General features: G+C 34.0%; 22 protein-coding genes. 7 read left to right on the top strand and 15 right to left on the bottom strand.

Translation table 11 applies throughout. The features are described 5' to 3' along the window. Positions 1–9: 9 nt before the first annotated feature. From yihA to tig, 3 genes are all read right to left on the bottom strand, one after another. Positions 10–594 (bottom strand): ribosome biogenesis GTP-binding protein YihA/YsxC, encoded by a 585-nt coding sequence (gene yihA / locus B5D12_RS02390; protein ID WP_078755322.1) that lies wholly within the window; start codon positions 592–594, stop codon positions 10–12. A 12-nt stretch (positions 595–606) separates the two neighbouring features. Then, a complete protein-coding gene (gene clpX, locus B5D12_RS02385; protein ID WP_078755321.1) occupies positions 607–1851 on the bottom strand; it encodes an ATP-dependent Clp protease ATP-binding subunit ClpX in 1245 nt (414 codons plus the stop codon). A 148-nt stretch (positions 1852–1999) separates the two neighbouring features. Beyond that, positions 2000–3280 (bottom strand): trigger factor, encoded by a 1281-nt coding sequence (tig, locus tag B5D12_RS02380; protein WP_078755320.1) that lies wholly within the window; start codon positions 3278–3280, stop codon positions 2000–2002. A 201-nt stretch (positions 3281–3481) separates the two neighbouring features. On the opposite strand from tig, the gene recU reads away from it, so the two are divergent. The 3 genes from recU (at position 3482) to B5D12_RS02365 (ending at position 7015) form a co-directional block, all read left to right on the top strand. Then, positions 3482–4078, top strand: a complete 597-nt coding sequence (gene recU / locus B5D12_RS02375; RefSeq protein WP_078755319.1) for a Holliday junction resolvase RecU — start codon at positions 3482–3484, stop codon at positions 4076–4078. Positions 4079–4104: 26 nt separating this feature from the next. Continuing rightward, positions 4105–6585 carry a transglycosylase domain-containing protein gene (locus tag B5D12_RS02370; protein WP_078755318.1) on the top strand — a complete coding sequence of 827 codons (2481 nt, stop codon included), beginning with the start codon at positions 4105–4107 and terminating at the stop codon, positions 6583–6585. A gap of 163 nt (positions 6586–6748) precedes the next feature. After that, positions 6749–7015 carry a hypothetical protein gene (locus B5D12_RS02365; protein ID WP_078755317.1) on the top strand — a complete coding sequence of 89 codons (267 nt, stop codon included), beginning with the start codon at positions 6749–6751 and terminating at the stop codon, positions 7013–7015. A gap of 126 nt (positions 7016–7141) precedes the next feature. Here B5D12_RS02365 and B5D12_RS02360 read toward each other — a convergent pair whose 3' ends face one another. The 11 genes from B5D12_RS02360 to cmk form a co-directional block, all read right to left on the bottom strand. Then, positions 7142–7864, bottom strand: coding sequence for a DnaD domain-containing protein (locus B5D12_RS02360; protein ID WP_078755316.1), 723 nt, complete (start codon positions 7862–7864; stop codon positions 7142–7144). 241 nt (positions 7865–8105) lie between these two features. Further along, positions 8106–9404, bottom strand: coding sequence for an asparagine--tRNA ligase (gene asnS / locus B5D12_RS02355; protein ID WP_078755315.1), 1299 nt, complete (start codon positions 9402–9404; stop codon positions 8106–8108). Positions 9405–9419: 15 nt separating this feature from the next. Further along, on the bottom strand, positions 9420–9896 hold the full coding sequence (locus B5D12_RS02350) for a hypothetical protein (protein ID WP_078755314.1): 477 nt from the start codon (positions 9894–9896) through the stop codon (positions 9420–9422). Positions 9897–9954: 58 nt separating this feature from the next. Further along, entirely contained in the window at positions 9955–12450 is a 2496-nt protein-coding gene (locus B5D12_RS02345; protein ID WP_159443835.1) for an exonuclease domain-containing protein, read from the bottom strand. 11 nt (positions 12451–12461) lie between these two features. Beyond that, positions 12462–13679 (bottom strand): CCA tRNA nucleotidyltransferase, encoded by a 1218-nt coding sequence (locus tag B5D12_RS02340; protein WP_078755312.1) that lies wholly within the window; start codon positions 13677–13679, stop codon positions 12462–12464. Next, positions 13680–14219, bottom strand: a complete 540-nt coding sequence (locus tag B5D12_RS02335; RefSeq protein ID WP_078755311.1) for a YpiB family protein — start codon at positions 14217–14219, stop codon at positions 13680–13682. Between the two features lie 10 nt (positions 14220–14229). Continuing rightward, complete coding sequence (locus B5D12_RS02330; protein WP_078755310.1) at positions 14230–15513, bottom strand: tetratricopeptide repeat protein; 1284 nt, start codon at positions 15511–15513, stop codon at positions 14230–14232. A 287-nt stretch (positions 15514–15800) separates the two neighbouring features. Next, a complete protein-coding gene (locus tag B5D12_RS02325) occupies positions 15801–16076 on the bottom strand; it encodes an HU family DNA-binding protein (RefSeq protein ID WP_066126414.1) in 276 nt (91 codons plus the stop codon). A gap of 114 nt (positions 16077–16190) precedes the next feature. Continuing rightward, a complete protein-coding gene (gene der / locus B5D12_RS02320; RefSeq protein ID WP_078755309.1) occupies positions 16191–17504 on the bottom strand; it encodes a ribosome biogenesis GTPase Der in 1314 nt (437 codons plus the stop codon). A 78-nt stretch (positions 17505–17582) separates the two neighbouring features. Continuing rightward, the gene (rpsA, locus tag B5D12_RS02315) at positions 17583–18851 is read right to left on the bottom strand and encodes a 30S ribosomal protein S1 (protein WP_234982898.1); all 1269 of its coding nucleotides are present in this window, start codon (positions 18849–18851) and stop codon (positions 17583–17585) included. A 285-nt stretch (positions 18852–19136) separates the two neighbouring features. Then, entirely contained in the window at positions 19137–19802 is a 666-nt protein-coding gene (cmk, locus tag B5D12_RS02310) for a (d)CMP kinase (protein ID WP_078755307.1), read from the bottom strand. Positions 19803–19994: 192 nt separating this feature from the next. Between cmk and B5D12_RS02305 the strand changes: the two genes are divergently transcribed. Both B5D12_RS02305 and B5D12_RS02300 read left to right on the top strand, forming a co-directional pair. Next, on the top strand, positions 19995–20687 hold the full coding sequence (locus B5D12_RS02305) for an AzlC family ABC transporter permease (protein ID WP_200802986.1): 693 nt from the start codon (positions 19995–19997) through the stop codon (positions 20685–20687). A 2-nt stretch (positions 20688–20689) separates the two neighbouring features. Further along, complete coding sequence (locus tag B5D12_RS02300; protein WP_234982894.1) at positions 20690–21013, top strand: branched-chain amino acid transporter permease; 324 nt, start codon at positions 20690–20692, stop codon at positions 21011–21013. Positions 21014–21172: 159 nt separating this feature from the next. Here the strand turns inward: B5D12_RS02300 and B5D12_RS02295 are convergent, their stop codons facing one another. Then, positions 21173–23890 carry an FtsK/SpoIIIE family DNA translocase gene (locus B5D12_RS02295; protein WP_234982893.1) on the bottom strand — a complete coding sequence of 906 codons (2718 nt, stop codon included), beginning with the start codon at positions 23888–23890 and terminating at the stop codon, positions 21173–21175. Positions 23891–23993: 103 nt separating this feature from the next. On the opposite strand from B5D12_RS02295, the gene B5D12_RS02290 reads away from it, so the two are divergent. Together B5D12_RS02290 and yidC are read left to right on the top strand one after the other, a co-directional pair. Further along, positions 23994–24269: an acylphosphatase gene (locus B5D12_RS02290; protein WP_159443834.1), complete on the top strand. Its 276-nt coding sequence runs from the start codon at positions 23994–23996 to the stop codon at positions 24267–24269. A gap of 371 nt (positions 24270–24640) precedes the next feature. Further along, positions 24641–25609: a membrane protein insertase YidC gene (gene yidC, locus B5D12_RS02285; protein ID WP_078755303.1), complete on the top strand. Its 969-nt coding sequence runs from the start codon at positions 24641–24643 to the stop codon at positions 25607–25609. The last annotated feature ends 233 nt before the right edge of the window (positions 25610–25842 follow it).

Raw genomic sequence — 25842 nt, 5'->3', positions numbered from 1 at the left:
TCACCTCTTTTATTCTATCACTGATTCAATAATATCCCAAATGTCTTGGCACCCTTCTCCTGTTTCCGATGAAACAGGAAATAATGCATCAATTGTGGGTAAATCCAGTGCTTTTTTATACATTGATAAATGTTTATTCCACTGACTCTTTTTAACTTTATCTAATTTAGTTAACACAATCGCATAAGGGATGTCGGATTCTTCAGCAAAGTCTTTCATCGCAAGATCCAATTGTGTAGGCTCGTGACGAAAATCCATTAATAACAATAATACCCGAATATTTTCTCGATTTAATAAATACTCTTCTATCATTTTAGCCCATCGTTGACGGTCTGTTTTAGAGACTTTCGCATAACCATAACCAGGTACATCGACGAATCTGAATAAGTCATCAATATTATAAAAATTCAATGTTTGAGTTTTCCCTGGTTGACTTGATGTGCGCGCTAATCCTTTACGATTAATCATCTTATTAATAAAGGATGATTTCCCAACATTAGAACGTCCCGCTAAGGCAATTTCAGGTTGATTATCATCAGGATATTGATTAGGACTAACAGCACTGATCACTAATTCAGCTTTCGTTACATGCACTTGATTCACCTCTTAATTTAATTTTTTATTACGTTTGCCATAATAATCCGGTTTTTTAATTCCATCAATACTCTCTTTAGTAATAACCACTTTTTTGAGTTCCTCATGCGTTGGCGCTTCAAACATGACATCTAACATCACATGTTCAATGATTGATCTTAAACCACGCGCGCCAGTTTCTCTTTCAATCGCCTTTTTCGCTATTGCTCTTAAAGCATCTTCTTCAAATTCAAGTTTGACATCATCAATGGCTAGCAATTTTTGGTATTGTTTTACAATAGCATTTTTAGGCTCTGTTAAAATGGCCACTAAATCATCTTCAGTTAATTTTTCCAAAGCAGCTACGATTGGCAATCGACCAATAAATTCAGGAATCAAACCAAATTTCAATAAGTCTTCTGGCGTAATTTGTTGCATTAAACTCTTTGTTTCGTCAACTTTTCCGCTATTGTTACCAAAACCAATTACTTTGCTTCCTAAACGTTCTTTGACAATGGTTTCGACACCGTCAAAAGCTCCCCCAACAATAAATAAGATTTGACTTGTATCTAATTTTAAGAAATCTTGGTTAGGATGTTTACGACCACCTTTTGGTGGAATATTTGCTTCTGTCCCTTCTAAAATCTTTAAGAGTGCTTGTTGAACACCCTCACCACTGACATCGCGTGTGATGGAAACATTTTCTGATTTTCTAGCAATTTTATCAATTTCATCCACATAGATAATACCTTTGCTCGCTCTATCTAAGTCATAATCTGCCGATTGAACTAGTTTTAATAAAATGTTTTCAACGTCCTCACCAACGTATCCCGCTTCAGTTAAAGTGGTCGCATCGGCAATTGCAAATGGCACATTTAATAATCTAGCCAAGCTTTGTGCTAAAAAGGTCTTACCAGAACCAGTAGGTCCAATTAAACAAATATTACTTTTTTGTAATTCAACACCATCTTCTCCTGTATCATTATGACTAATTCTTTTGTAATGATTGTAGACGGCAACTGCTAAAGATTTTTTTGCTTCATCTTGACCGATTACATATTCATTTAATGAATTTAAAATTTCACTTGGTTTTAAAATATTGATTTGATCGTTTTGCTTCTTATAATTATTTTCTTCATCAATAATAGTCTGACATAATGCTACACACTCATCACAGATATAGACATCAGGACCTGCTATTATTTTATTTACCTCATCTTGAGACTTCCCACAAAATGAGCAATAATAATCATTTGTTCGAGTATTAATTCGACTCAATTGATTTCCTCCTTGCTCAAAATTTTTTCTTATATACTGGCGAAACAGGGATGCAATAAATTGGTCCTATTCTAATAGAAAGACCCATTGCCATCCCTGTTCCTATTGTAGCTCACATAATTTATTATTAGCTAATAAAATGTCTTAATTACTTTTGTACAGCAGTTGAAACAATTAATTCCATTGCTTTTTTCAATTTAATATCTGAAGTTAACATATCGTTAGAAACGAATTGTTTAACTTGATCAACTGACATTTGGTATTGAGTAGCTAATTCATTGACTTCATTTTCGATTTCTTCATCTGTTACAGTTAAATCTTCATTTTCAACAATTGCTTCTAAAACTAAGTTCGTTTTTGTTCTTAATTCAGCTTCCTCACCGAATTGATCATGTAAATCTGCTTCTGAAGAACCTGTAATTTGGAAGTATAATTCTTTGTCAATACCTTGACGTTTTAAGTTATTTAAGAAGTGATCCATTTGACGGTGAATTTCTTCGTGAACCATTTCGTATGGTAATTCAACGATTTCAGCATTTTCAACAGCTTTACGGATAGCTAAATCTTCAACGATTTCTTTAGCAGCTGCTTCTTTAGATTCAGTTAAATCAACACGAATTTTATTTTCTAATTCAGCTAAAGTTTCAACTGAGTCATCTGCATCTTTTGCAAATTCATCATCTAATTCAGGTAATTGTAAAGCTTTTACTTCATGAACTTTAACTTTGAACGTTGCTTCTTTACCTGCTAAATCTTCTGCGTGATATTCTTCTGGGAAAGTTACCACTACTTCTTTTTCATCGCCAGGTTTTACGCCAACTAATTGTTCTTCAAATCCAGGGATAAATGAATTAGAGCCTAACTCTAATGAATGGTTTTCACCTTTTCCACCTTCAAATGCTTCATCACCAACGAAACCTTCAAAATCAATCACTACTGTATCACCTGATTCAGCTGCGTCTTCTTTAACAACTAATTCAGCTAAATTTTTACGTTTAGATTCGATTTCATTTTTTACGTCTTCGTCAGTTACTGTTGTGTCTTGTTTTTCAACTTCTAAGTTTTTATATTCACCTAATTTTACTTCAGGTTTTAAAGTAACTTTTGCAGTTAATACCCATGGTTGACCCTTTTCCATTGATTTAACATCAATTTCCGGTTGAGTTACCACATCTAACTCTGCTTCTTTAACAGCTGATTCATAAGCTTTAGGTAATGTAGAGTTTAACACTTCTTCATATAAAGCTGATTCTCCATAAACATTGTTGAATACTTGACGTGGAACTTTTCCTTTACGGAATCCTGGTACAGTTATATTTTTTTGTACTCGTTTGAACGCTTTGTCTAATCCCTCTCTAATATCTTCTACAGGAATTTCAAACGTTAAGATTCCTTCATTTACTGATGTTTTTTCAAAATTTGTTGTCATTTTGTATAAACCTCCACATTATCTAATATTTAACATACTCCCTTATTTTACTCTAAAAGTTGCATCTTGTAAATATTAATACCCCTTTATCACGAGATTTTTCATAAAAAAGACATATTTTTGTGCTATTATAAAAATAAACTCTCTAAATCTATTCTAAATAACGATTATTTAGTATAATGACTGTTAGGAGGTATGAGAATGATTAATTATCCAACTGGTTCCAAACCGAATCACCATCATACAAAAAAGACCGAGCATACTCACAATACTATATACGGTAGTCGTGGAATGTCACTCGAAGATAAAATCAATCAATCCAATGAGTATTATTTAACGCATCATCTGGCTGTTATTCATAAAAAACCAACTCCGGTTCAAGTAGTGAAGGTTGACTATCCGCGCAGAAGTGCTGCCAAAATAGTAGAAGCTTATTATCGTCATGCTTCAACAACGGATTATAATGGTGTTTATCAAGGCTTTTATATTGATTTTGAAGCAAAGGAAACTAAAAATAAAACTAGTTTCCCCCTTGCAAATTTACCAGAGCATCAAAGAACGCATATGCTTCAATGTATTGAACAAGGCGGAATTGCGTTTTTAATCTTATCTTTTGCTGCTCATAATGAAACTTATATCATTCCCTATGAAAAAGTAGATAGTGAAATTAAAAAAAGTAAAAAACAAAGTTTAACTTATGAATTTATAAAACAAGAAGGATTTTTGTGCAAAGAAGGTCTATTCCCAATAATTGATTATTTAGCTGCATTAGATCAATATATTGAATCCAGAGAATAATTTGTTTGTTGAAAGGAAGTAGTAATATGGCAACAGGTAGTCGTGTAGAACGAAAAAAATATCAAAATAGAAAAAAACAAAGTCCTCGTAAAAACAAAGGTAAAAATTGGCTAAAACGCATCTTCATTGTTTTAGTGGCTTTATTCTTTTTGGTGATGATTGGTGGTGCTTCTCTTTTTGGTTATTATGCAATGAATGCACCTCAGATTTCTGGAGAGGACCTCCGTGGTCAAGTTTCTTCCAAAATATATGACCAAAATGGTGAACTGATTAAAACCTTGGGCGGACAAAATCGGGAATTAATGACTGACGGTGAAATACCAAAAGTATTAGAGGTTGCTGTATTAGCGATTGAAGACTCTCGCTTCTACTCACATCACGGTATTGACCCGATTCGTATTGTTGGAGCACTATTGGCTAATTTAAGAGCTGGCCAATTGCGTGAAGGTGGTAGTACTATTACACAACAATTAATTAAATTATCAGTGTTCTCCACCGATTTTACTGATCAGACACTTGAAAGAAAAGCACAAGAAGCATGGTTATCTTTACAGATCGAACAAAAGTATTCAAAAGAAGAAATATTAACCTTATATTTGAATAAACTTTTCTATTCTAATAATGTCTATGGTGCTAAAACAGCTGCCAAAAGATTTTTTAATAAAGAACTAGCTGATTTAACACTGGCTGAAGCTGCCCTACTAGCTGGTTTGCCACAAGCACCCTCTGATTATGATCCTTATTCTTATCCCGAAGCCGCAAAGGAACGTCGTGATTTAGTATTAAGTGTTATGTATGATCGTGGCTTAATTTCACAAAGTGATTATCAAACAGCAGTAGACACTTCAATTGAATCAATGTTAGTACCACTGGATAATAATACCATTGATGATATTGACTATGTCATTGACGCTTATCTAGATGTCGTGGCTAAAGAAGTACAAGAAAAATCAAATATCAATATTTTTACTGATGGAGTCGAAGTGTATACTAATTTAAACTTGGACGCACAGAAAAAATTATATCAAACCGTTAATGATAATGATGCGGTCGTCTTCCCTGATAATAATATGCAAACCGCTGTATCTGTCATCGATGTTAGTACCGGTGCGTTACAAGCCATTGCCGGAGGTCGTAAACAAGATGTTGTCTTAGGACTAAATCGTGCCAATACTTTAAATCGAAGTATAGGATCAACGATGAAGCCACTATCCGCTTATGGTCCCGCCATCGAATACTTAAATTACTCAACGGGTCAATTAGTTGTAGATGAACCAATGACTTATTCTAATGGAGATGAAATCTATAACTTTGATTTTGAATATAAAGGAAAAATGACAATCCGTGAAGCCTTAGCTGGTTCTCGAAATATTACCGCTCTAAAAATGTTACAAAAAGTTGGATTAGATAATGCCTATGCTTTCTTACAAAAACTTGAGATTAACATTTTAAATAATAATCAAAAAGAATTAGTCGAAGCCAATGCGATTGGTGGTGAAGTGACTCCGATTCAATTATCGGGAGCTTATGCTGCGATTGCCAATTATGGTCAATATAATCGTCCTTATACAGTGAATAAAATCATTACCGCAGCAGGTACAGAAGAAGTATATGAAACTGTTTCTCAACAAGCCATGAAAGATTCAACTGCTTATATGTTAACCGATATTTTAAAAGGTGTCCCAGGTACTTTCGCCACAGCCTCTGGTATCGATAATATTATTCACGCAGGTAAAACAGGTACCACTAACTATACTAAAGATCAACTCACTCAATTAGGTCTTGATGAGTCTACCTATGCAGCACCTGATGCCTGGTATGTCGGTTTTACACCGCAATATGCCATTGCAACTTGGGTTGGTTATGATAATCCATATGAATCTGGTAATTATTTAACCTTAGAGCAAACGAGAATTCCTCAACTCATCTATAAAGAAATGATGACCTACTTAATGAAGAACGTCCCAATTACCGATTGGCAAAAACCACGTTCAGTAACCGAAGTAGAAATCGAAAAATATACAGATCCTATTATGTTGCCTGGTCCTTATACACCTCAAGAAGCCCGTTCAAAAGAATTATTCGTAGCTGATAGCAATATTCCAACCACTGAATCAATTGCTTATGGACAATATGTCAATGCTCCAACAGCATTTGATGCTAATTATAATCAAGAAGCTCAGCAAATTGAAGCATACTGGCAAGGTCATTTAGATCAAAATGCGGTCTATCAGTTATCCTTAAATGATTCCGTCATTTATACTGGAACGAATACTTCCTTTACTATCTCAGCACCAGCAACATCTGGACAATATGTTCTTAAATTAAGAATTGTTAATGGAAATAGTGCGTCAGATACTTTAGTGATTACGCTAACCTTATCAGAAGCGACCACCGAATCAACTGAAGAAACAACTACAGGTGAAGAAACAACCGCACCTGAACAGACAGCTCCTGAGACCACTCCAGAAGCAACTGAAACCGTGACTGAAGAACCTACTCAATAAAATAAAAAAAGCTCTATTCGTGTTCAATGATATGCTCCCTGTCTACTTGACAGGGGGCAGTTCACAATAACGTTAGAGCTTTTTTTATATTCTATTTTTTCCGGCTATGCCTAAACTATAAATATTTAGTCAAATTAGGATTCGTTAATAAGGAGCGCAGGGGTTGAGTGGTCTCAATCTGCGTCTTAAAGTAGCTGAGAATAAGCTTGGAAGATTCAATCAAGTTATTGTTATTAAATTAAAAGCGCAGGGGTTGAGTAGTCTCAATCTGCGTCTTAGAGTAGCTGAGAATATTCTTAGAAGATTCAATCAAGTTATTGTTATTAAATTAAAAACGCAGGGGTTGAGTGGTCTCAATCTGCGTCTTAATGACTTGCTTGAGACCTACTCAACTGTGCGGGGGTGGACAGACGAAGCGAAAATCATTTGATTTTCTACTTTTGGTCCACTCCCAACTGTGCGGGGGCGGACAGACAAAGCGAAAATCATTCGATTTTCTATTTCTTGCCCACTCCCTAAAAATTATATTTGGTTAAGTCTTTAAGTTCATTCCCCCTTATTCTGGTTTAAATCGATTCCAGTCAAATTCTGGGACTTTAAAGGGCTCAAATTCTGGGACTTGGTTGCCCAAATTAGCTTGACGACTACGCTCCGTTTTGGCTTGATTAAATGATTCAATTTCTCTTTTTGCTTCTTGCACAGTCCGCACATTTTTCTTTTTCCAATCTAGTAATATACGATCAATATATTTTAAACTGATGGCTTGATTTAATACGGCCTGCTGCAGTGCCAATATAATGACCTCATCATTAAATTGATCCATTTGTTTCCAATCGGCTATTTGCATTAATTCCAATTGGGTTAAACTACGACCAAACTCACCTTCAAATAATTGAATTAACGATTTTTGTTCAGATTCATTTAAACCATCTTGTGATTCAGGTTCATCTTTTTTATAAAAACTTTCTAAAAACAAGTAAAGGGGTTCTAATGAAATAATGTCCATTTGTTTTCCGTTATGATCCTTAATCATTTCAAATTGAATATATTCCTTCGTTAATAATTCAGATAGAAATTCATAGGATTCATTTTCACTCCACCCTAAATTTGCTGATACCCGCTGTAAATATGCTTCGCTTTGCAATTCAACTTGATGATCGATTAAATATAATAATAAAATAAAAGCCTGAGGACTTAAATCTAATTCTTTATAATGGGTGATAATTCCCTTAGGAATCAGTGACACACCTTCTTTAAAAAATTGTTGCAACATCGACATTTTCTTCACTCCATTTTGATAAAATAAGGAGTGAGCTTAAAGAAAAAACAAAGTCATGTTCCTTCTTTGGCCCACTCCCCTAAGCTTGACTTGGGTTTAAAATTTCATTATATAACATCGAGTCTGAAGTAAATAGTCAATTGCTTATTACTTCATCAGCTCTTTAATGAGTATCCTTTATTGCAGGTGTTTCGTTAATCTGAAATGCACCCTCATCTTGTAAAAATAAAATTGAAGGAAATTATGGATAAATACGGTTTAATAAACGTGGGAATGCTGACGTTTCTCTAATATGTTCAATTCCGCTAATCCAAGCAACAGCACGTTCTAAACCAATACCGAATCCAGAATGTGGAACCGAACCATATTTTCTTAAATCTAAATACCAAGCATATGTTTCAGAATCTAAACCAAAGTTTTTAATGTTTTCAGCTAAAACATCGTAATCAATCTCACGTTCTGAACCACCAATGATTTCTCCATAACCTTCTGGTGCAATCATATCAGCACATAATACCGTACGAGGATCCTCAGGATTCACTTTCATGTAAAATGGTTTAATTGCTTTTGGATAATTAACAATGAAAATTGGTTGCTCATATTGACTGGCAATAAATGTTTCATGTGGTGAACCAAAATCATCCCCCCAAGTAATATCATCAAAGCCATTTTTATTTAATAATTCAATGGCATCTGTATATGAAATACGGGGATAGGGTGTGATGGTATATTTACGTAATTGTTCAACATCACGGTCTAATGTTTTCAATGCTAATTGACAATTATCAATAACGCTTTGAACTAAATAAGCCACATATTTCTCTTGAACTTCTAAACTTTCTTCATGTTCTACGAAAGCCATTTCTGGTTCCATCATCCAAAACTCAATTAAATGGCGACGTGTTTTTGATTTTTCAGCGCGGAATGTTGGTCCGAATGAAAACACTTTACCAAAAGCCATCGCCGCCGCTTCCATATATAATTGTCCACTTTGAGATAGAAAGGCATCGTCATCAAAATATTTAGTATGGAACAGTTCTGTAGTTCCTTCCGGTGCTGATCCCGTTAAAATAGGCGGGTCAATTTTTACAAAATCATTTTCACTCATGAATTGATACGTCGCACGAATAATTTCATTTCTAATCGTTAAGATGGCATGTTGTTTAGATGAACGTAGCCATAAGTGACGATGATCCATTAAGAAATCTGTACCATGTTCTTTAGGTGTGATTGGATAATCGTGGCTTTCACCTACTATTTGAATATCTTTTACTAATAATTCATAGCCTAATGCTGAACGAGTATCTTCCTGAACAACTCCAGTTAAAATAATACTTGATTCTTGCCCTAATGATTTAGCTAATTCAAATACTTCTTCGCTCACGTCTGCTTTAACGACGATCCCTTGGAAATAAGATGTACCGTCACGCAATTGTAAAAAGGCGATTTTACCACTACTTCTTTTGTTCGTCACCCAAGCGTTAATATGAACTTCTTGACCAACAAACTGAGCTGCTTGTTTCATTGTTATTGTTTCCATATTGCCTCCTGAAATTTAAATATTTTCGATAGTTTGAATCCAAGTACCATCTTTTGCACTAATGATGTAATAAGTGATAGTACCATTATTATTTTTAATCGTTGCTTCCCAAATTGGCTCTTGATTAATTTGTGCTAATCTCATTTGCACAATTTTATCGGGTTTCATATCGTACAAAACGATAGAAGTTGCTTCATCTTCTGTTATAATTTCGTCTTTAGTATAATAGCTGGTTTCGCCACCTTCTTGCGTAATGATTGCGTAATGTTGCTGTCCTTTATCGTCATTAAAATCGACTGCAAAATAAGTTTTATCAGTAGTACTCCAATAAAATTTATTAACATCCTCGACTTTAAAATCATATGATATTAATTTGACTGCTTCATCTTCCGCTCGATAAATACTATCTTGTGTACGCATAAAAAGAAGGACTAAACTGACTAAAATCGTTAATAAAACGAAAGTTAAAAATGAAATAAACTTCTTACTCATGCCTCGACCTCCTTTATGGTTTTCAACATTACTATTTTACCAGTTTTTTTAGTTTCTGTCAGTCCATAATTTCAAAATTTATCCAACGTTCAAAATATTCCCGAACTTGACTGGAGTAATACTTAGTATAAATGCGTTCATCAAACAAATAAATTTGCGAATCAGGATAAAAATCATTCAATAATGATAAGGTTTGGCTAAAATCACCTAACATCCTAGCAATTAAGTAATAATCAAATAATTGGTTATTACTCCACCCTTTGAACTGTTTTATTTTTTTACTTAAAGGATGATTTTGACTGGTGAAAGGTAACGTATGAATAAAAATATCAAATATAAAATCATAAGTGGGTAATTGTTCTAATTCTATTTTATGACGACTGATTATCATGATGGAAAGATCATTATCGTTAAAATTTCGAATCACTTTCCGACCACTGCCGGTGACGCCTTCAGCTAATAATTGATAAGGCTTGAAGGTACCATCATGACTTAATAAATTATAAGTATACTCAACAGTTGCTCGATTAGGGCTAATAATCATTATCTTTTGTTGACATTGCTCTAAATTATCTTTTAAAAAAGCCACTTGAGCTTTGGCAGCTTTTTCTTGAAAATAACTCATCGCTTCGAAATCATTCATTTCTATTGCATTTTCAGCGTCAATCAGATAACCAAAAGGGATTTTAATCAATTTTTTTTGATAATAAATATCAGGTACATTGATTTTTTTTAATGATTCGAATAAGTTGTTATTCCCAAATACATTTTGCTTTGTTTCCAAATAATCCTGATCCAAAATTAGGACTTTATTAAAGGCATCCAATATGGTAGTAACACCTAAATCAGATTGAAGATCATTATATTCTAACACTAAATGGAAAAAATTATGATTAAACTGAACCGATTTTATTAAAATATCGCCATTATTGAGAGATACCTTTAATAGTGAATTAATGCCTTTCAAGATTATCTCAAGATACTGCTGAAAGTCTAAATGAAATTCATTTGATAAAGCACGTAATTGCTCTAATTGCTGCTTAATCGTTGTTAATTGATTGATTAAATACTGATTCAATTCCTGTTCACATACAAGATATCGTTGAACTTGAACTTTTGAAAAACTAGTAAATTCCTTTTTAAATTCATCTAATAAGCTAATTAACAAACCATTGATTTGTTTTAAAGCTGATAGCATTGGTTCAGTTAACGATTTTAAAGTTTCAGGTAGTTCATCCATTTGCATAATCGAGTCATAATAGTTTTGTAATTCAATAAAATGTTGACTGAGAGGTATTTCTAAACGATTGAACGCATAAAGTTGATAGACGAATGCTCCCAAATCATCGATAAATAGTTGGTAATGGCCTGTTTTTAAAATTGCTGAATTCAACAATCCTTTTAATTTGTATATTTGTTGATGGTTCACTAATAAATAAGGGGTCTGGGTCAATATCTTTAAATAGCGCTGGTAATAGGCATCATCATGCCACATAAAATGGGATGGCACATGCTTCTCGAAAATCTGGTTAATTGCGATATCCGAATTTAATTCGTCTAATAAACCGGATTGTGTCACAAAACTCCATTGATAAACTCCCAATAACTGCAATAATTCATTCTGGTTAAGGTTCAAATGATGTAAATGATCAATTAACCAATTTAAAGCTGCTCGACTTAAAAATTCATTCTTATTTTTCAACGATAAACAATGAGGTAAATGATGTTGATAATATTCGACATCATTGGTCACAAAAACAGTAGGTTCCGTTATTTGATGTACTAAGTTTCGTTTAGTATCGAGTGGTAATGGTGCCCTATTGGCTTTTACAATGACACGTTCATTAAGTTGAAATTGATTTAAAATCCATTTGGCTAATGGGTCTTCCTGCTTCGTCTCGATTTGACTCGCTTGTGAAATGCGTAGGGTGTTATCTATTAAAATAAACTCACCTGGATTTTCAAAAAAGTACTGTTCATTATGTTTTAAAAAACGACTTAAATCCACTAATTTTGCACTAGCATCACCCGGTAGTTGATAGAAAGCTTGAGCTAAATCACTTAATATTCTAGCTGTAACCAATGCGTCCATTTTCGCATCATGAGCATTATGAAATTCAATCCCTAAATTCTGGGCCAATTCTGTCAAATTAAAACCGGTCGCACTAGGTAACATAATACGCGCAATCCATTCACTATCTAATGCGTATTTACAATCAAAGGTTAAATGACTCGCTTCAAAAGATTTTTCAATAAAAGGCAAATCAAAGGCTAAATTATGTGCCACAAAAAGACAATCTTGTAATCGATTTAGCCATAAATTGGCCACCTTGCCAAATGTAGGTGCTTTATCTACCTCTTCTTGTTTAATACCCGTTAAGTTTTGTATATGAGTTGGTATCTCTCGTTCGGGATTAATTAGCATGGAATGTTCGCCAATAATTTGGCCATTTTCAATAATAATGGCTGCAATTTGAATCATGCGATCCCCTTCAGAAAAACTAGGACCAGTGGTCTCAATATCCACATAGGCAATTTTTTTGATTGTTTCCATGCTCTTCATCCTTACTCTATTCCATAATTTAAAGCAAAAGCTTTTAATGCTTCTTCTTCATTAGGTAATTGTCTCATTACCACTTGATATTCCATTTCTCTTAATAAAGCTCCTAATTGGGCATTTCCTTTTTCTAAACCTAACCAGCCCATGATGGTCTTTCCATTAGCTACTAAATCTGCTTTTTGATGAATTACTAATTGACTTTTCAGCTCTTTAGCAACTGGTTGATAATCAGGATTTAAGTGCTGATGTCTGGCTTCGATGGGTTTAATTAGTGCCATTTTATAATGATAAACTTCCCAAAGGGTTAATGGACCTTGTTGTATTATTTTATCCAGTTCATAAAAATCTTTAACATCTTGAATTAAATGATTGCTATGTGTCCATTTTCTTAAAAACTTATTAGCTTGCGTGACGGTTAACCCTAAGCCTTTGGCGAATAAAAACCAAGCAAAATTTTCTTCAATCATTAGTGACGGTGGTATCTGTTCATTCATGTACTGCAAAGCCTTTTGACAATCTAAACCATCTAATAATGGTAAATGCTGACTAATCTGGGTATCAAATAATAGTAGTGCGTTATCTTTGAAATGACTTCCTTGAAAATATTTACTCAATTCAATTCTAACTCTTTCAACTGCTATTTTAGGTAATAAGTGGGCATATTGTTGAATGGCTTCAAAAGTTAAAGGTTCAATGGTAAAACCTAACTGGCTAGCAAAACGAATAGCGCGGATAATTCTAAGTGCATCTTCTTGAAATCGTTCCGCTGGCACTCCGACCGCCCGAATCAATTGCGCTTGAAGGTCTTCCACACCATGATGATAATCGAATAATTGCCCTTCTGCATCAAAAGCTAAAGCATTGATAGTAAAATCACGCCTTAAAGTATCTTCTCTTAAATCTCGGACAAAATTTACGGTATCAGGATGTCTAAAATCAGAATAATTTCCTTCAGTTCGAAAGGTCGTAATTTCATAAGGAATATGTTTTTCTACTACAATAATCGTGCCGTGTTCTTTTCCCACATCAATTGTATTGTAAAAAATCTCTTCAATTTCATTTGGTAAAGCACTACTAGCAATATCAATATCATGGATTGTTTTACCCAATAATGTATCACGGACACATCCACCAACAAAATAAGCCTCATAACCATGAGACTCAATTCGCTTTAATATCGGTTGAGCTTCCAGAAACAAAGGATCTGTTAATTCTATTTTCATTTACTCACCCTTTGCTTTCTCGATTAATTGTAAATAATATTCAACCTGCTCGTAATTATGCTTACTTAATCCTTCATCAATTTTTTGGCGCCAAATCTTTATTTGAACATCCAGCGTTAATTGTTCTAAAAACACATCCGTATTCTCTTCAAATTGCTCATCTTTTGGTAGATAAGGATTTTCTTCAAAAATATCAAACTCATATAACACTGCATAAACATTCGGGATATCAATTTCAAGATAAAATTGATCACGATTAACTTGGTAATTTAAGCGAAAATCATGAAAAGCTTGTTCACATAAAGTATATTTTCGAAAATCTTTATAATAAACAAAAGGTTGGTTGCTTTTAGTATGATATGAAATATAAATACCTCTTGGAGTATAATGACTCTGCTCAGTAAACGTAATGTACTGAATACAATTGGGTTCGGTCATTAAAAAATATAAAAATTGATTAACCACCGGATTTTGGTGCTTGAAATGTTTAATAAGCCAGTCTAAGAATTGTCTCTTTCTTTGATTGCGGTTAATCATCATTTTATCCCTCCTACTCAATTATTAACTGTCTTAATTCCGGTATATCATAAAGCGTGTGTTGATACTGTGTCTTTAAGGGGGCTGCTAATTCTTTTTCATTGAACTTAAGATACAGTTGGGCTAATTCATAAACCAATGTCGGTATATTTAAAGCTAATTCAATGGCATCTAAATAATAAGCTTCAGCCTCAACAAAATTATTGGATAATTCAAAATATTTAGCATAAGCATAACTTAACGATGCAGGTTCTTCAATCTCTTCAGCCATCATATCAGCAAATGCTTCTAGTGGTGCTGCTTGATTCATTTTAACATAATAATGGGTAATAAGTTGAATATATTGGAATTGTTCACTATTATCTTCTAATAATAAAGTATAATCAATTAGCTTTTCGATTAATGAATCGCTTAATAAATCCATTTGTGCTGCTAATTGGCTCATTTCACCAATTAATTCATGCCCGATAGGGATATTGCGTTCTAGCCATTCTAAAAAATTCTTAGCAGCTGTTACGTCTTGTTGGATGACAGCAATTTGTAATTGAAGAAAAATACTATCTAAATTGTCCTTATCCAGTTCAAATGATTGCTTAGCAAATGCAAGTGCTTGTTCATAATCCTCAACAACAAAGGACGCTTTGGCAATTTGCAACCAATCTGTAGCAGTTTCAAATTCGGGTAATTGCTTGTTTGCTATCAAATTGGATAATTGCTCAGGATCAATGAATTCACTGTCTATCATCGTATTAATTAATAATGAACGTGCAGACTTAGCCCATTGACTTTGCGGAAAGTAGTCCAAAATAACATTCAAAAATTCTTTAGCTTTGATAAAATCATTTTCCTTTAAGTAAAACTGAGCTTGGTAATAATACAATGTCGCAGATTGGGGATTTTCCTTTAATAATTGATCGAGTAACATTTTTTGTTGATGTGTATCCCCTCGTTTACCCGCAATATGAGCTTGTAAAAGGCGCATTTTTTCAGTCATCGTAAAATGGGATAGTTTGTCTATCCACTCAGCCGCTTGCTCAATTTGATCTAAATCATAAGCTTGTTGTGCTAATAAATAGCCAATTTCAACATCCGGTTTTATATTCCACAATTCATTTAATAAAGCGATTTTCAAATCAAGATAACCACTACGTCCAAATAACTGAGCTAATTCAGTCAATTCTAAGTAAGTGTCATTTTCTTCAACTGCTAATTGCAAATAATATTCTAATTCTTGAATTAAGCTATAACCATTCGCAACTGTTTGATATTCTTTAAATAGTTCCTGGGCAAGAGACATATTGATTCTCCTTTTTCATTCTCAAAACTCTATTGTATTATATCATGTTTTAAATCAAAATAAAATTTTGACTCTTATAAATCTTAAATGGTCTGTCAGTGAATCATTGGACAGAGTTGAAGCGGTCAGCCGAGTTCACACAACATTGAACCATTAAGATGATATTTATCTCTTCAAACCAAAAAAGTCAAATCACCATTATTATCGATCATTCTATATAAAAAAAGACAGAAAGGAAAAATTAAACTTTCCATTTTCTGTCCATTTTATCTTAGTTAATTTTAAACTTATTTAACTGCGTCTTTTAATGCTTTACCAGCTTTAAATCCTGGAACTTTAGAAGCAGCGATTTCAATTTCTTCACCTGTTTGAGGGTTACGACCTTTACGAGCTGCACGTTCACGAACTTCAAATGTACCAAAGCCGATTAATTGAACTTTTTCACCTGCAGATAATTCTTCTTGAATTGTTTCGAATAATGCTTCTACAGTTGCAGTTACATCTTTCTTAGTTAAGTTTGTTTTAGCTACTACTTTTTCTACTAATTCTGCTTTATTTGCCATTAGTAAATTCCTCCTTAATTTTTACTCTTTAAGAGTATTACATCGAAATAAATTTCAATAGTTATTTCTATATCAGAATAGCACATCTTTATGATGAATTCAATAAAAAGACTACTATTCACGCTCTCTGACAATTAATTTTATTGGTGTTCCTTCAAAATAAAAAGAATCACGGAGCTGATTTTGTAAAAAACGTTCATAACTGAAATGCATCAGTTCTAAGTCATTGACAAAGACAACAAAAGTTGGGGGATTAACGGCTACTTGAGTCATATAATAGATCTTCAATCTTCGACCTTTATCAGTCGGAGTTGGATTCATTGCGACAGCATCCATTAATACATCATTAAGAACAGAAGATTGAATACGACGATGACGATTATCATAAATCATTTCTAATAATTCTGGTAATCGATTCAATCGTTGCCCTGTTTTGGCACTGACGAACAAAATTGGGGCAAATTCTAAGTATTGGAATTGTGCACGAATATCTTTGGTGAATTCTTCGAATAAGTTTTCCGATTTATCAACCGCATCCCATTTATTCACTAAAATAACAATTCCTTTGCCTGCTTCATAAGCATAACCGGCAACCTTTTTATCTTGTTCTCTAATACCTGTTACAGCATCAATTACTAAACAGACAATATCACTACGATCAATCGCAGATAAGGCTCTTAACACACTGTATTTTTCGGTATTTTCATAAACTTTACCCCGTTTACGAATACCAGCCGTATCGATCATATTAAATTCACGACCATTGTCAGTGGTAAAATAAGTATCAACCGCTTCTCGGGTTGTCCCTTCCATATCGGAAACAATCACTCGCTGTTCTTTTAAGATGGCATTGACTAAGCTAGATTTCCCCACATTCGGACGTCCAATAAAACTAAACTTGATTACGTCCTCATTTTCCTTTGTTTGAGCGTCTTCTGGAATATAGGTAAAAATCTTATCTAAAACATCACCTAACCCTGTTCCGTGTGCCCCAGATACGGGGAAAGGATCACCTTGGCCAAGTGAGTAAAACTCCCAAACTTGTTGACGTTGTTCTGGATTGTCGGCTTTATTCACTAAAAGGATCACCGGTTTATTAGTTCGATGCAGTAACATTGATAATTCTTCATCAGCATCTGTTACGCCTTCTCTTGCACTCGTTAAAAAGAGAATGACATCTGCTTCATCAATCGCAATTTGTGCTTGATAACGGATTTGATTCATGATCGGTTCATCAATCATCTCAATCCCACCCGTATCAATTAAACGAAATTCTTTGCCTAACCATTCCCCTTTTGCATATATACGGTCACGGGTAACACCAGGATAATCTTCAACAATGGAAATTCGTTCCCCTACTAAACGATTAAATACGGTTGATTTGCCCACATTGGGTCTTCCAACTAAAGCAACTGTAGGAATACTCATCTGTTCACCTCCAAAAAATTTCATAAGAAAAGGCTGCGACTTAGGTCACAGCCTGATTGACTTTATTTAAAGTATCGATTATTCACCTTCTGGTTTGAAACCATCAAGTAAATCTCCAAATACATCACCAATTGTGAAGCCAGTGTCATTTGAATCTGAATATGTTGTTTTTGTATTCGAATTATTTTGACGACGAGCTTGTCCACTATTTCTTCTTGGACGTTGGTTATTAGAACGTGCAGGTCTTGCTGCTCGGCCTTCAGTAAAAGCTTGTTCTTCTCTTCCTGGTTGAGCTGGTCTTTCTAATAAAGCTTTAATTGATAAAGATAATCTTTGATTTTCAGCATCAGTACTTAAAACTTTAACATCAATTTCTTGACCTTCTTCTAATTTATCAGCAGGAGATGCAACGTGCTCATGAGCAATTTGTGAAACGTGAACTAAACCTTCAACTCCAGGGAATACTTCAACGAACGCACCGAAATCAGTTAAACGTTTTACAGTTCCTTTTAAGACAGTTCCTTCACTTGCTTTTTCTTCGATATTATCCCAAGGTCCAGGTAGAGTGTCTTTAATTGATAATGAAATACGTCCTTTTTCTTCATCAACTGATAATACTTTCACTTGAACGGTATCACCAATTGTTAACGCATCACTTGGCTTGTTAATGTGTTGGTGTGAAATACGGCTAATATGAACTAATCCATCAACCCCACCTAAATCGATAAAGGCACCAAAGTTTGTTAAGCGCGCAACTTTACCTTCAACAATAGAATCCACTTCTAAATTAGATAAAATTTCTGCACGTTTTGCTTCACGTTCAGCTCTAGCGATTTCTTTATGAGATAAAATTAAACGATTATCCATATCATCGATTTCAACGATCTTGAATTCTAAAGTTTGACCTTTGTATGGGGAGAAGTCTTCTACAAAGTGATCTTCAACCATAGAAGCTGGAACGAATCCACGAACACCAGCATCAACTACTAAACCACCTTTAACAACATCTTTTACAGGTGCTTCAATTGTTTCGCCTTTGTCAGCTTTTTCTTTTAATTCAGCCCAAACTTTTTTAGCTTCAACGCGTTTTTTAGATAATAAGTAGTTACCATTTTCTTTATCTTTAATTGGTTTTAAAACAACTAATTCTACTTCATCACCAATTGATACGATATCTGATAATTCTTCAAATGAAGATTCTGATAATTCATTACGAGGGATAACACCTTCTAAACCACCAGATTCTTTAATAGCAACACGTACTTGGTTATCATCAAAGGCTAATACATCACCTTTTACAGTATCACCAATCTTAATTTCGATGACGCTATCTAAAGCATCTTCCATTGTTTCTAATACAACAGGAGCTTCTTCCTCTTTTGTATCTTCAACTTTTGCTACTTCAGTTTCTTCAACTTCAGTATTCTCAACTTCTGTACTTTCAACTTCAGTATTTTCTACTTCAGTCATTTCAATTTCTGTCTTTTCAACTTCTGACATCTACCAGTTCCTCCTAAGCAGTTACCTACAATATTGTCGCTCTTTTTAGTTATAAAGAGCCTACAATGAACATTTTAACAAATAAATCAGCTTTCGTCTAGTAAGAAAGCGATAAAACTATCAATTTAATACTTATTTCTCAACATATTGAATGATATTTGTGACGATTTCGTCAATGGTCAAGTCACTCGTATCAATTAAAATCGCATCATCCGCTTTTCTTAAGGGACTATGTTCTCTGGTCGAGTCATAGCGATCCCGTTCGATGATGGCTGCTTCTATCTCATCTAAGCTTTGTGATGTCAAACCTTTTGCCATATTTTCTTTATAACGTCGTAAGGCCCTTACCTGTGGACTGGCCGTAAAGAAAAACTTGTATGGTGCATTAGGTAACACCACTGTTCCAATATCACGGCCATCCATTACAACTGAACTGGCTTCAGCCATTCGTTGTTGCAGACTTACTAAGTGTTGGCGCACTTCAGGTATTGCAGCGACTTCTGAAACATTTTCGGTTACTTCGACTGAACGAATTTTTTTCGAGACATCTTCTCCTTCAATGAAAAGATGCTGACTCCCTTCAATTATTTTAAATTCCATTTTTATTTGATTCATCAATGCCACGATTTGATTGACATCAGCGAAAGGTATATTTTGCTCTATTAATGCTAAAGTAATACCGCGATACATCGCACCAGTATCGATATAAGCTATTCCTAATCGTTGAGCGACTTCTTTGGCGATTGTACTTTTACCCGAAGAAGCCGGTCCATCAATAGCAATGGTTATTTTTTTCATTTATTATCACCTCATATACTTTTAGTATTTTACCAATTTCATATCAGTCAAGCAACTTAATTTAAACAACTCACAAAACTTGACTAAAGTAGGTGGTTAAAATAAAATTAAGTAATGCTAATACGTTTTTAATTTTTTATTAAAAACTTTTAGGTACTATGATACCTTATTTTTTTGTAAAGGAGCATGAGAATGAAAGACGCTTTTAAATTTGCTTTTCCCAAAACAATCCCAATTTTTACAGGTTTTTTATTTTTAGGCATATCCTATGGTATCTTCGCCACTTCTTTAGGTTTTCATCCGCTGTTTCCTATTATAACCAGTGCTATCGTCTATGCCGGGTCAATGGAGTTTGTCACCATGAGTATGTTATTAGGAACCTTTAATCCGATAATGTCCTATTTATTAACGCTCATGGTGAATGCTCGTCATATATTTTATGGATTATCGATGCTGGATAAATTTAAAAATTTAGGTTGGAAGAAATTTTTTATTATTTTTGGCATGTGTGACGAAACTTTTTCGATTAATGTTTCACTTGATATTCCGGAATACTTAGATAAAAGTTGGGTCTATTTTCATGTTACTTGGTTAAATCAAATGTATTGGGTGTTTGGTACAGCTGTAGGTGCTATTTTTGGTAATCATTTACCTTTTGATACTCAAGGGATTGATTTTGTCCTAAATGCGCTTTTTATTGTGTTATTACTCGATCACTGGCTTAAGAAAAAACAACATCATTCCGTATTTATTGGTTTGTTGGCCTCTCTATTAAGTCTTATCGTATTTGGGGCAGAAAATTTTATGATTCCTGCGATGGTAATAATTATACTCATTTTTTCTTTTCAATTTTTTATAACGAAGCCTAGTAGTTGGGAGCGATGAAGATGACGAATACACAACAAATTCTGACAATTCTAGTGGTAGTTTTAGGTACCATGACCACTCGTTTTATTACGTTTCTTATCTTTCCTGAAAGTAAAGAACCACCTCAATTTGTACGATATTTGGGTGAGGTTTTACCAAGTGCTGTTCTAGCTTTATTAGTTATTTATGCTTTTAAAAATTATCAAATACCATTTTCTCAACAAAACTGGTATGGTTTCATTGCAACGGTTGTTGTCATTATTATTCATTTATTCAAACGTAATTTATTATTAAGTATTAGTATTGGAACAATTGTTTATATGGTACTGATTCAAAGTTTATAAATAAAAAACGAGATTAGCTTGCTCTATGCGTAATGCTCCTTATCGTTCCTTTTATGATCTAAAGGAAATGACATTTGAGTCTAGCGAAATCTCGTTTTATTTTTATTTAATTGATTTGTATATCTTCGGTCATATCATCTAAATGGATACTAGTTAATTCTATAATACTTGACGTGGCTTACTACCATCTTGCGGAGCAACTAAACCTGCCGCTTCCATATCATCCACTAAACGGGCTGCCCGGTTATAACCGATTCTGAATTTACGTTGTAATTGAGAAATACTAATGGTTTCAAGTCCTTCAAGCATGGCGACAGCCTCTTCAAAGTACTCATCTTCACTCACACCAAGTGAACTTTCACTCTCCTCATCAAGATCAATCAGTGAATCTTCGTAATCAGCTTTTTGTTGATCTTTAATAAAAGCTGTAATCCGTTCAACTTCTGTATCGGAAATATAAGCACCTTGAACACGAACTGGTTTATTTTTACCCATTGGTTGAAATAGCATATCCCCACGTCCAAGTAATTTTTCTGCCCCATTACTATCTAAAATAGTTCGTGAGTCAGTACCACTTGAAACAGCAAAGGCTAAACGGCTCGGTACATTGGCTTTAATAATCCCTGTAATGACATCCACTGATGGTCTTTGAGTAGCGATAATCATATGAATCCCAGCAGCACGTGCCATTTGCGCCAAGCGTATAATGGCGTTTTCGACTTCATTACTTGCGACCATCATTAAATCCGCTAACTCATCAACAAATACAATAATTTTAGGTAATTTTTCATAAACGATCTCTCGTTGTTCTTTGTTCCAGTCATCTACTTGTTCATTATAACTATCAATATTTCGCACATTTGACGCTGCAAATAATTCATAACGTCGTTCCATTTCTTGAACCACTTTATTTAAAGCTTGAGCTGCTTTTCGTGGATTAGTGACAACAGGTGTCAATTGATGTGGTAAATCATCATAGAGTGTCAATTCAACTTTTTTCGGATCAATCATTAAAAATTTAACTTCATCCGGTTGAGCTTTCATTAACAAGGATACAATAATAACATTCATCCCCACCGATTTACCTGAACCAGTAGCTCCAGCAATTAATAAGTGAGGCATCTTGCTTAAATCAGCTAAACAGACCGACCCCGAGATGTCACGACCCAATGGCACTTCCAATAAGTTTTTACTCTCCAGTGCGGCATCAATAATTTCCCAAAATGAAACCGGACTAACTTGATTATTCGGTACTTCAATTCCAATCAATGACTTACCCGGAATTGGTGCTTCCATCCGAATATCACGCGCGGCTAACGCTAAAGCAATATCATCAGATAAAGAAACAATTTTACTAACCTTTACCCCGACTGCCGGTTCAATTTCGTACTTGGTGACCGATGGACCTAAATTAGCTTGTACCACTTTAGCTTTTACGCCAAAACTTTCAAAGGTCCGTTCTAATTTTTCGATATTTTCATTAATACGTTCGTATTCTTCACTTTGGTCAACCGGTGGTATTTTTTTCAATAAGTTTTTACCAGGCAAGGTTAATTTTTTTCCTTTCTTAACTTGAGCTGGTTTCTTATTCGTTTTTGGTTCTGAAATCTCAGCAGAATTCAATACTTTTTCAATCTCATCAGTAGTTAAGTCTTGCGTACTCGTCGCTTGATTTTGCCAATGTCCAGCTGAACTCATTCGCTGACTAGGTTGTTCTTCGACTTCCAAAGTCTGTAGGTCATCGGTTATTGCGTTGGTAGATGGGAGATCTCCCTCATCAAACGATTTTTCTTTGGATACTGCAACTTGGTCAGCAGCCATTTCATTCTGTGTTGCTTGATTAGAGCTTATAATAATTGGTTTAGTAATCTCTGCTTTAGCGGGTTGGTTATTCGACTTAGATTGTTTTTTTAAGTTATGATCATAATCAAAATAATCTAAATCTAACACCTTTTCTTCACGCACAATGCGGTTGACAACTGGTTCCTTTCCTAAATCATAGGGCTTAAATTCTCTAGTTCCAGCATCTTGATAAGTTGGTTTATAAGCTGTCTGATACAAATCATCCGATTGATTAACTACTTGTTTGTCTTTGAACAGTCGATTGAATAAAGAAGGTTTCTTTTCAGTAACTGTTGTTTCGGACATTCCTACATCTGAATTAAACGGTTCAATCGATTCCGGATCATCTTCTTGTAAAATAGCGACATCCATTGCTTGATCATTGAATACATCTTTAATCTCCTCAAAATTAGGAAATAATTTTTTAAAGATATTGCGGATACCCACAAATGTATTGTAGAAAAATTGTTTCAACATCTCAAAACTGATACTTTCAACTAAACAAAAGCCAATAATGAAAAGAATACCAGAAAATAAATAGGTACCCCAACGACCAAATAAATAGCCTAAAGTTGAATAAAAAGCAGCTCCTAAAAATCCGCCTCCTAAATCCGTTCGATTTTGGCTCACAAGAAAATCATTTTGAAATCGTTCATAAGTTAATCGAAAGATAGCTGAAGGTTCGACACTATTAAATAAATTAAAATGTAATACTGTCGTCAAGGATACTAAAATTAAAAAGGCCCCTAAATAGCGCCACCATTGAATTTTAGGTAAATGTCCTTTTAAAATTAAATAGGTTGCCCATAAAATAGCACTGAGTAAAAACAAGGTATAGGTTTCACCAATTAATAAACGAAAAGTATTCGCAAATAAATTACCGACAAAACCACCATCAAATAATGATAATAAACTAATAAAAAAAATGATTAAACCTATTATTAAATAGGTAATTTCATATTTTAATTTTAAAGTTGTCTGAGTGCTACTTTTTTGTTTTTTCGAGTTGTTTTGGTTGGTATTTTTTTTAGCCAAAATGCTCACACTCCACTTTCTTAAATTCTCTGCACATTATTATAACACATATTCACTTTTTTTTGATATGATGAACACATACAAAATGAAAAGGATGAGGGCTATGCATACATTTGAACTTATTTTTAAAGGAAATGTTCAAGGGGTCGGATTTCGTTATCATGTTTATCAGTGCGCACTTAAATCTCAAGTTAAAGGTTTTGTTAAAAATTTAAATGATGGCACCGTCAAAGCAATCGTTCAAACTACTGAAAATTCGATAGACTACTTTATTGACGAAGTCTTTAATACCCCTTATCGACTAATTAAAATCGATAAAATTGATATTAATGAAATTACGCCAACGGAAACATACCAAGATTTTTCAATTCACTATTAACCATTATGGCTCATTTAGACCTACCAGCTTAACCATTTGGTCTCATAAAAATGAACCCAACATCATTAATCAAAACGATAATGAATAAAGAACAAAAATAAATGCATTCGCTGCGCCAATTTAATTTATCAGCGAAATAGATAGTAAATAAACCTACCAAATTGTGTTTCATTTTAATAATCGACAACTTAAATAATAAATAGTCGTTACAGCCTTAACTTATACAATTTCGGTGATTAGCTGGTTATCAAATTTCACCTGCTTCATCACTTATTTTTCGATAATTGAGACCGTTCTCTATAAAACAGTTGAAAATTTGTCAATATTTCATTATAGTATATAGGTATGAAATGTTAATGGAGAGTGAATTAATGAAAAAATTAAAAAAACACCTTCCAATGCTATTATTATTATTTGGTATTGTCTTAATAGCGAGTGGATGTGTGCAATATACAGCAGACGGAACCCCAACAGGTTGGGTATATGAATATTTTGGTAAACCTGCAACAGCCTTTTTAAACTTCTTAGCTAATATCTTTGGTGGTAGTTATGGTGTCGCAATTATTATCGTTACCATTATTACCCGATTATTAATGTTACCTTCATCATTAAAGATGACAAAATCTTCAATGATTAGTCAAGCAAGAATGAAATTTGCACAGCCAGAAATTGATGATATTCGTGCAGAAATCGATGCTACAGACGACCCTACTGAAAAAGCTCGTTTAAATAATGAATTGATGGCTGTTTACAAAAAATATGATATTGATATGTTTGGCGGCTTATCTGGGTGTTTACCATTATTAATCCAAATGCCAATTATCTCAGCAGTCTATACCGCTATTCGTTCTTCACAGAAGATTATTGATAGTAAATTCTTAGGTATTCATTTAGGTGAACGTAATTTATTGATTGTCGCATTAGTAGTGGTATTTGCCTTCTTACAAGGTTGGTTAATGCAACGCGCTACTCCAAAAACGGATAATCCAACTGCCAATTCAACTACTAATTCTATGATGTTAATGAATCCAATTATGTTAGGCTGGATTTCTTATGCATCTAATGCTGGTTTAGGAATTTATTTCTTAACGGGTAGTATTTTTAGTTTCATTCAACAACTTTATTCAAATCATGTTATGAGACCTAAAATTCAAAAAATGCTTGATGATGAAGCTAAAAAATTTGAGAATTCTCCTCGTCAAAAACGAACCAAAGTTAAAAAAGCCAACGAAACAACTGCCGAAGGTTCAAAACGATTAATTCCTACCAAACAACCGGTATTACCTGTCAATGAAAACAGCAAACGCCGTAATGCAGGAAAACAAAATCGTCGTAAATAATTAAATAAAAAACTATTTTAAGAGTAGGTATCCGAAGGCCAATCAGCTGATTGGTGAACTTCCCACCTACTCTTTTTTTGCTTTCCCACTGATTATCCAAATTTATTTAACGAGGGAGTGGACCAAAAGTAGAAAATCAAATGATTTTCGCTTCGTCTGTTCACCCCCGCACAGTTGGGAGTGGACCAAAAGTAGAAAATCAAATGATTTTCGCTTTGTCTGTCCACCCCCGC

The organism is Globicatella sulfidifaciens DSM 15739, from assembly GCF_900167405.1.
Taxonomy (GTDB): domain Bacteria; phylum Bacillota; class Bacilli; order Lactobacillales; family Aerococcaceae; genus Globicatella; species Globicatella sulfidifaciens.
Note: the sequence above shows the minus strand (reverse complement) of the source record. Positions and strands in the feature narration are given on the sequence as shown.

Bases quoted from the DNA above. Each gene is read 5' to 3' on its own strand.
- rpsA (WP_234982898.1), bottom strand. From the start codon at position 18,851: ATGGAAGATGCTTTAGATAGCGTCATCGAAATTAAGATTGGTGATACT.
- B5D12_RS02330 (WP_078755310.1), bottom strand. From the start codon at position 15,513: ATGTCTCTTGCCCAGGAACTATTTAAAGAATATCAAACAGTTGCGAAT.
- B5D12_RS02360 (WP_078755316.1), bottom strand. From the start codon at position 7,864: ATGTCGATGTTGCAACAATTTTTTAAAGAAGGTGTGTCACTGATTCCT.
- der (WP_078755309.1), bottom strand. From the start codon at position 17,504: ATGAGTATTCCTACAGTTGCTTTAGTTGGAAGACCCAATGTGGGCAAA.
- B5D12_RS02350 (WP_078755314.1), bottom strand. From the start codon at position 9,896: ATGAGTAAGAAGTTTATTTCATTTTTAACTTTCGTTTTATTAACGATT.
- recU (WP_078755319.1), top strand. From the start codon at position 3,482: ATGATTAATTATCCAACTGGTTCCAAACCGAATCACCATCATACAAAA.
- B5D12_RS02290 (WP_159443834.1), top strand. From the start codon at position 23,994: ATGCATACATTTGAACTTATTTTTAAAGGAAATGTTCAAGGGGTCGGA.
- B5D12_RS02370 (WP_078755318.1), top strand. From the start codon at position 4,105: ATGGCAACAGGTAGTCGTGTAGAACGAAAAAAATATCAAAATAGAAAA.
- asnS (WP_078755315.1), bottom strand. From the start codon at position 9,404: ATGGAAACAATAACAATGAAACAAGCAGCTCAGTTTGTTGGTCAAGAA.
- B5D12_RS02325 (WP_066126414.1), bottom strand. From the start codon at position 16,076: ATGGCAAATAAAGCAGAATTAGTAGAAAAAGTAGTAGCTAAAACAAAC.
- yidC (WP_078755303.1), top strand. From the start codon at position 24,641: ATGAAAAAATTAAAAAAACACCTTCCAATGCTATTATTATTATTTGGT.
- B5D12_RS02340 (WP_078755312.1), bottom strand. From the start codon at position 13,679: ATGAAAATAGAATTAACAGATCCTTTGTTTCTGGAAGCTCAACCGATA.
- B5D12_RS02345 (WP_159443835.1), bottom strand. From the start codon at position 12,450: ATGGAAACAATCAAAAAAATTGCCTATGTGGATATTGAGACCACTGGT.
- B5D12_RS02305 (WP_200802986.1), top strand. From the start codon at position 19,995: ATGAAAGACGCTTTTAAATTTGCTTTTCCCAAAACAATCCCAATTTTT.
- cmk (WP_078755307.1), bottom strand. From the start codon at position 19,802: ATGAAAAAAATAACCATTGCTATTGATGGACCGGCTTCTTCGGGTAAA.
- B5D12_RS02300 (WP_234982894.1), top strand. From the start codon at position 20,690: ATGACGAATACACAACAAATTCTGACAATTCTAGTGGTAGTTTTAGGT.
- tig (WP_078755320.1), bottom strand. From the start codon at position 3,280: ATGACAACAAATTTTGAAAAAACATCAGTAAATGAAGGAATCTTAACG.
- B5D12_RS02335 (WP_078755311.1), bottom strand. From the start codon at position 14,219: ATGATGATTAACCGCAATCAAAGAAAGAGACAATTCTTAGACTGGCTT.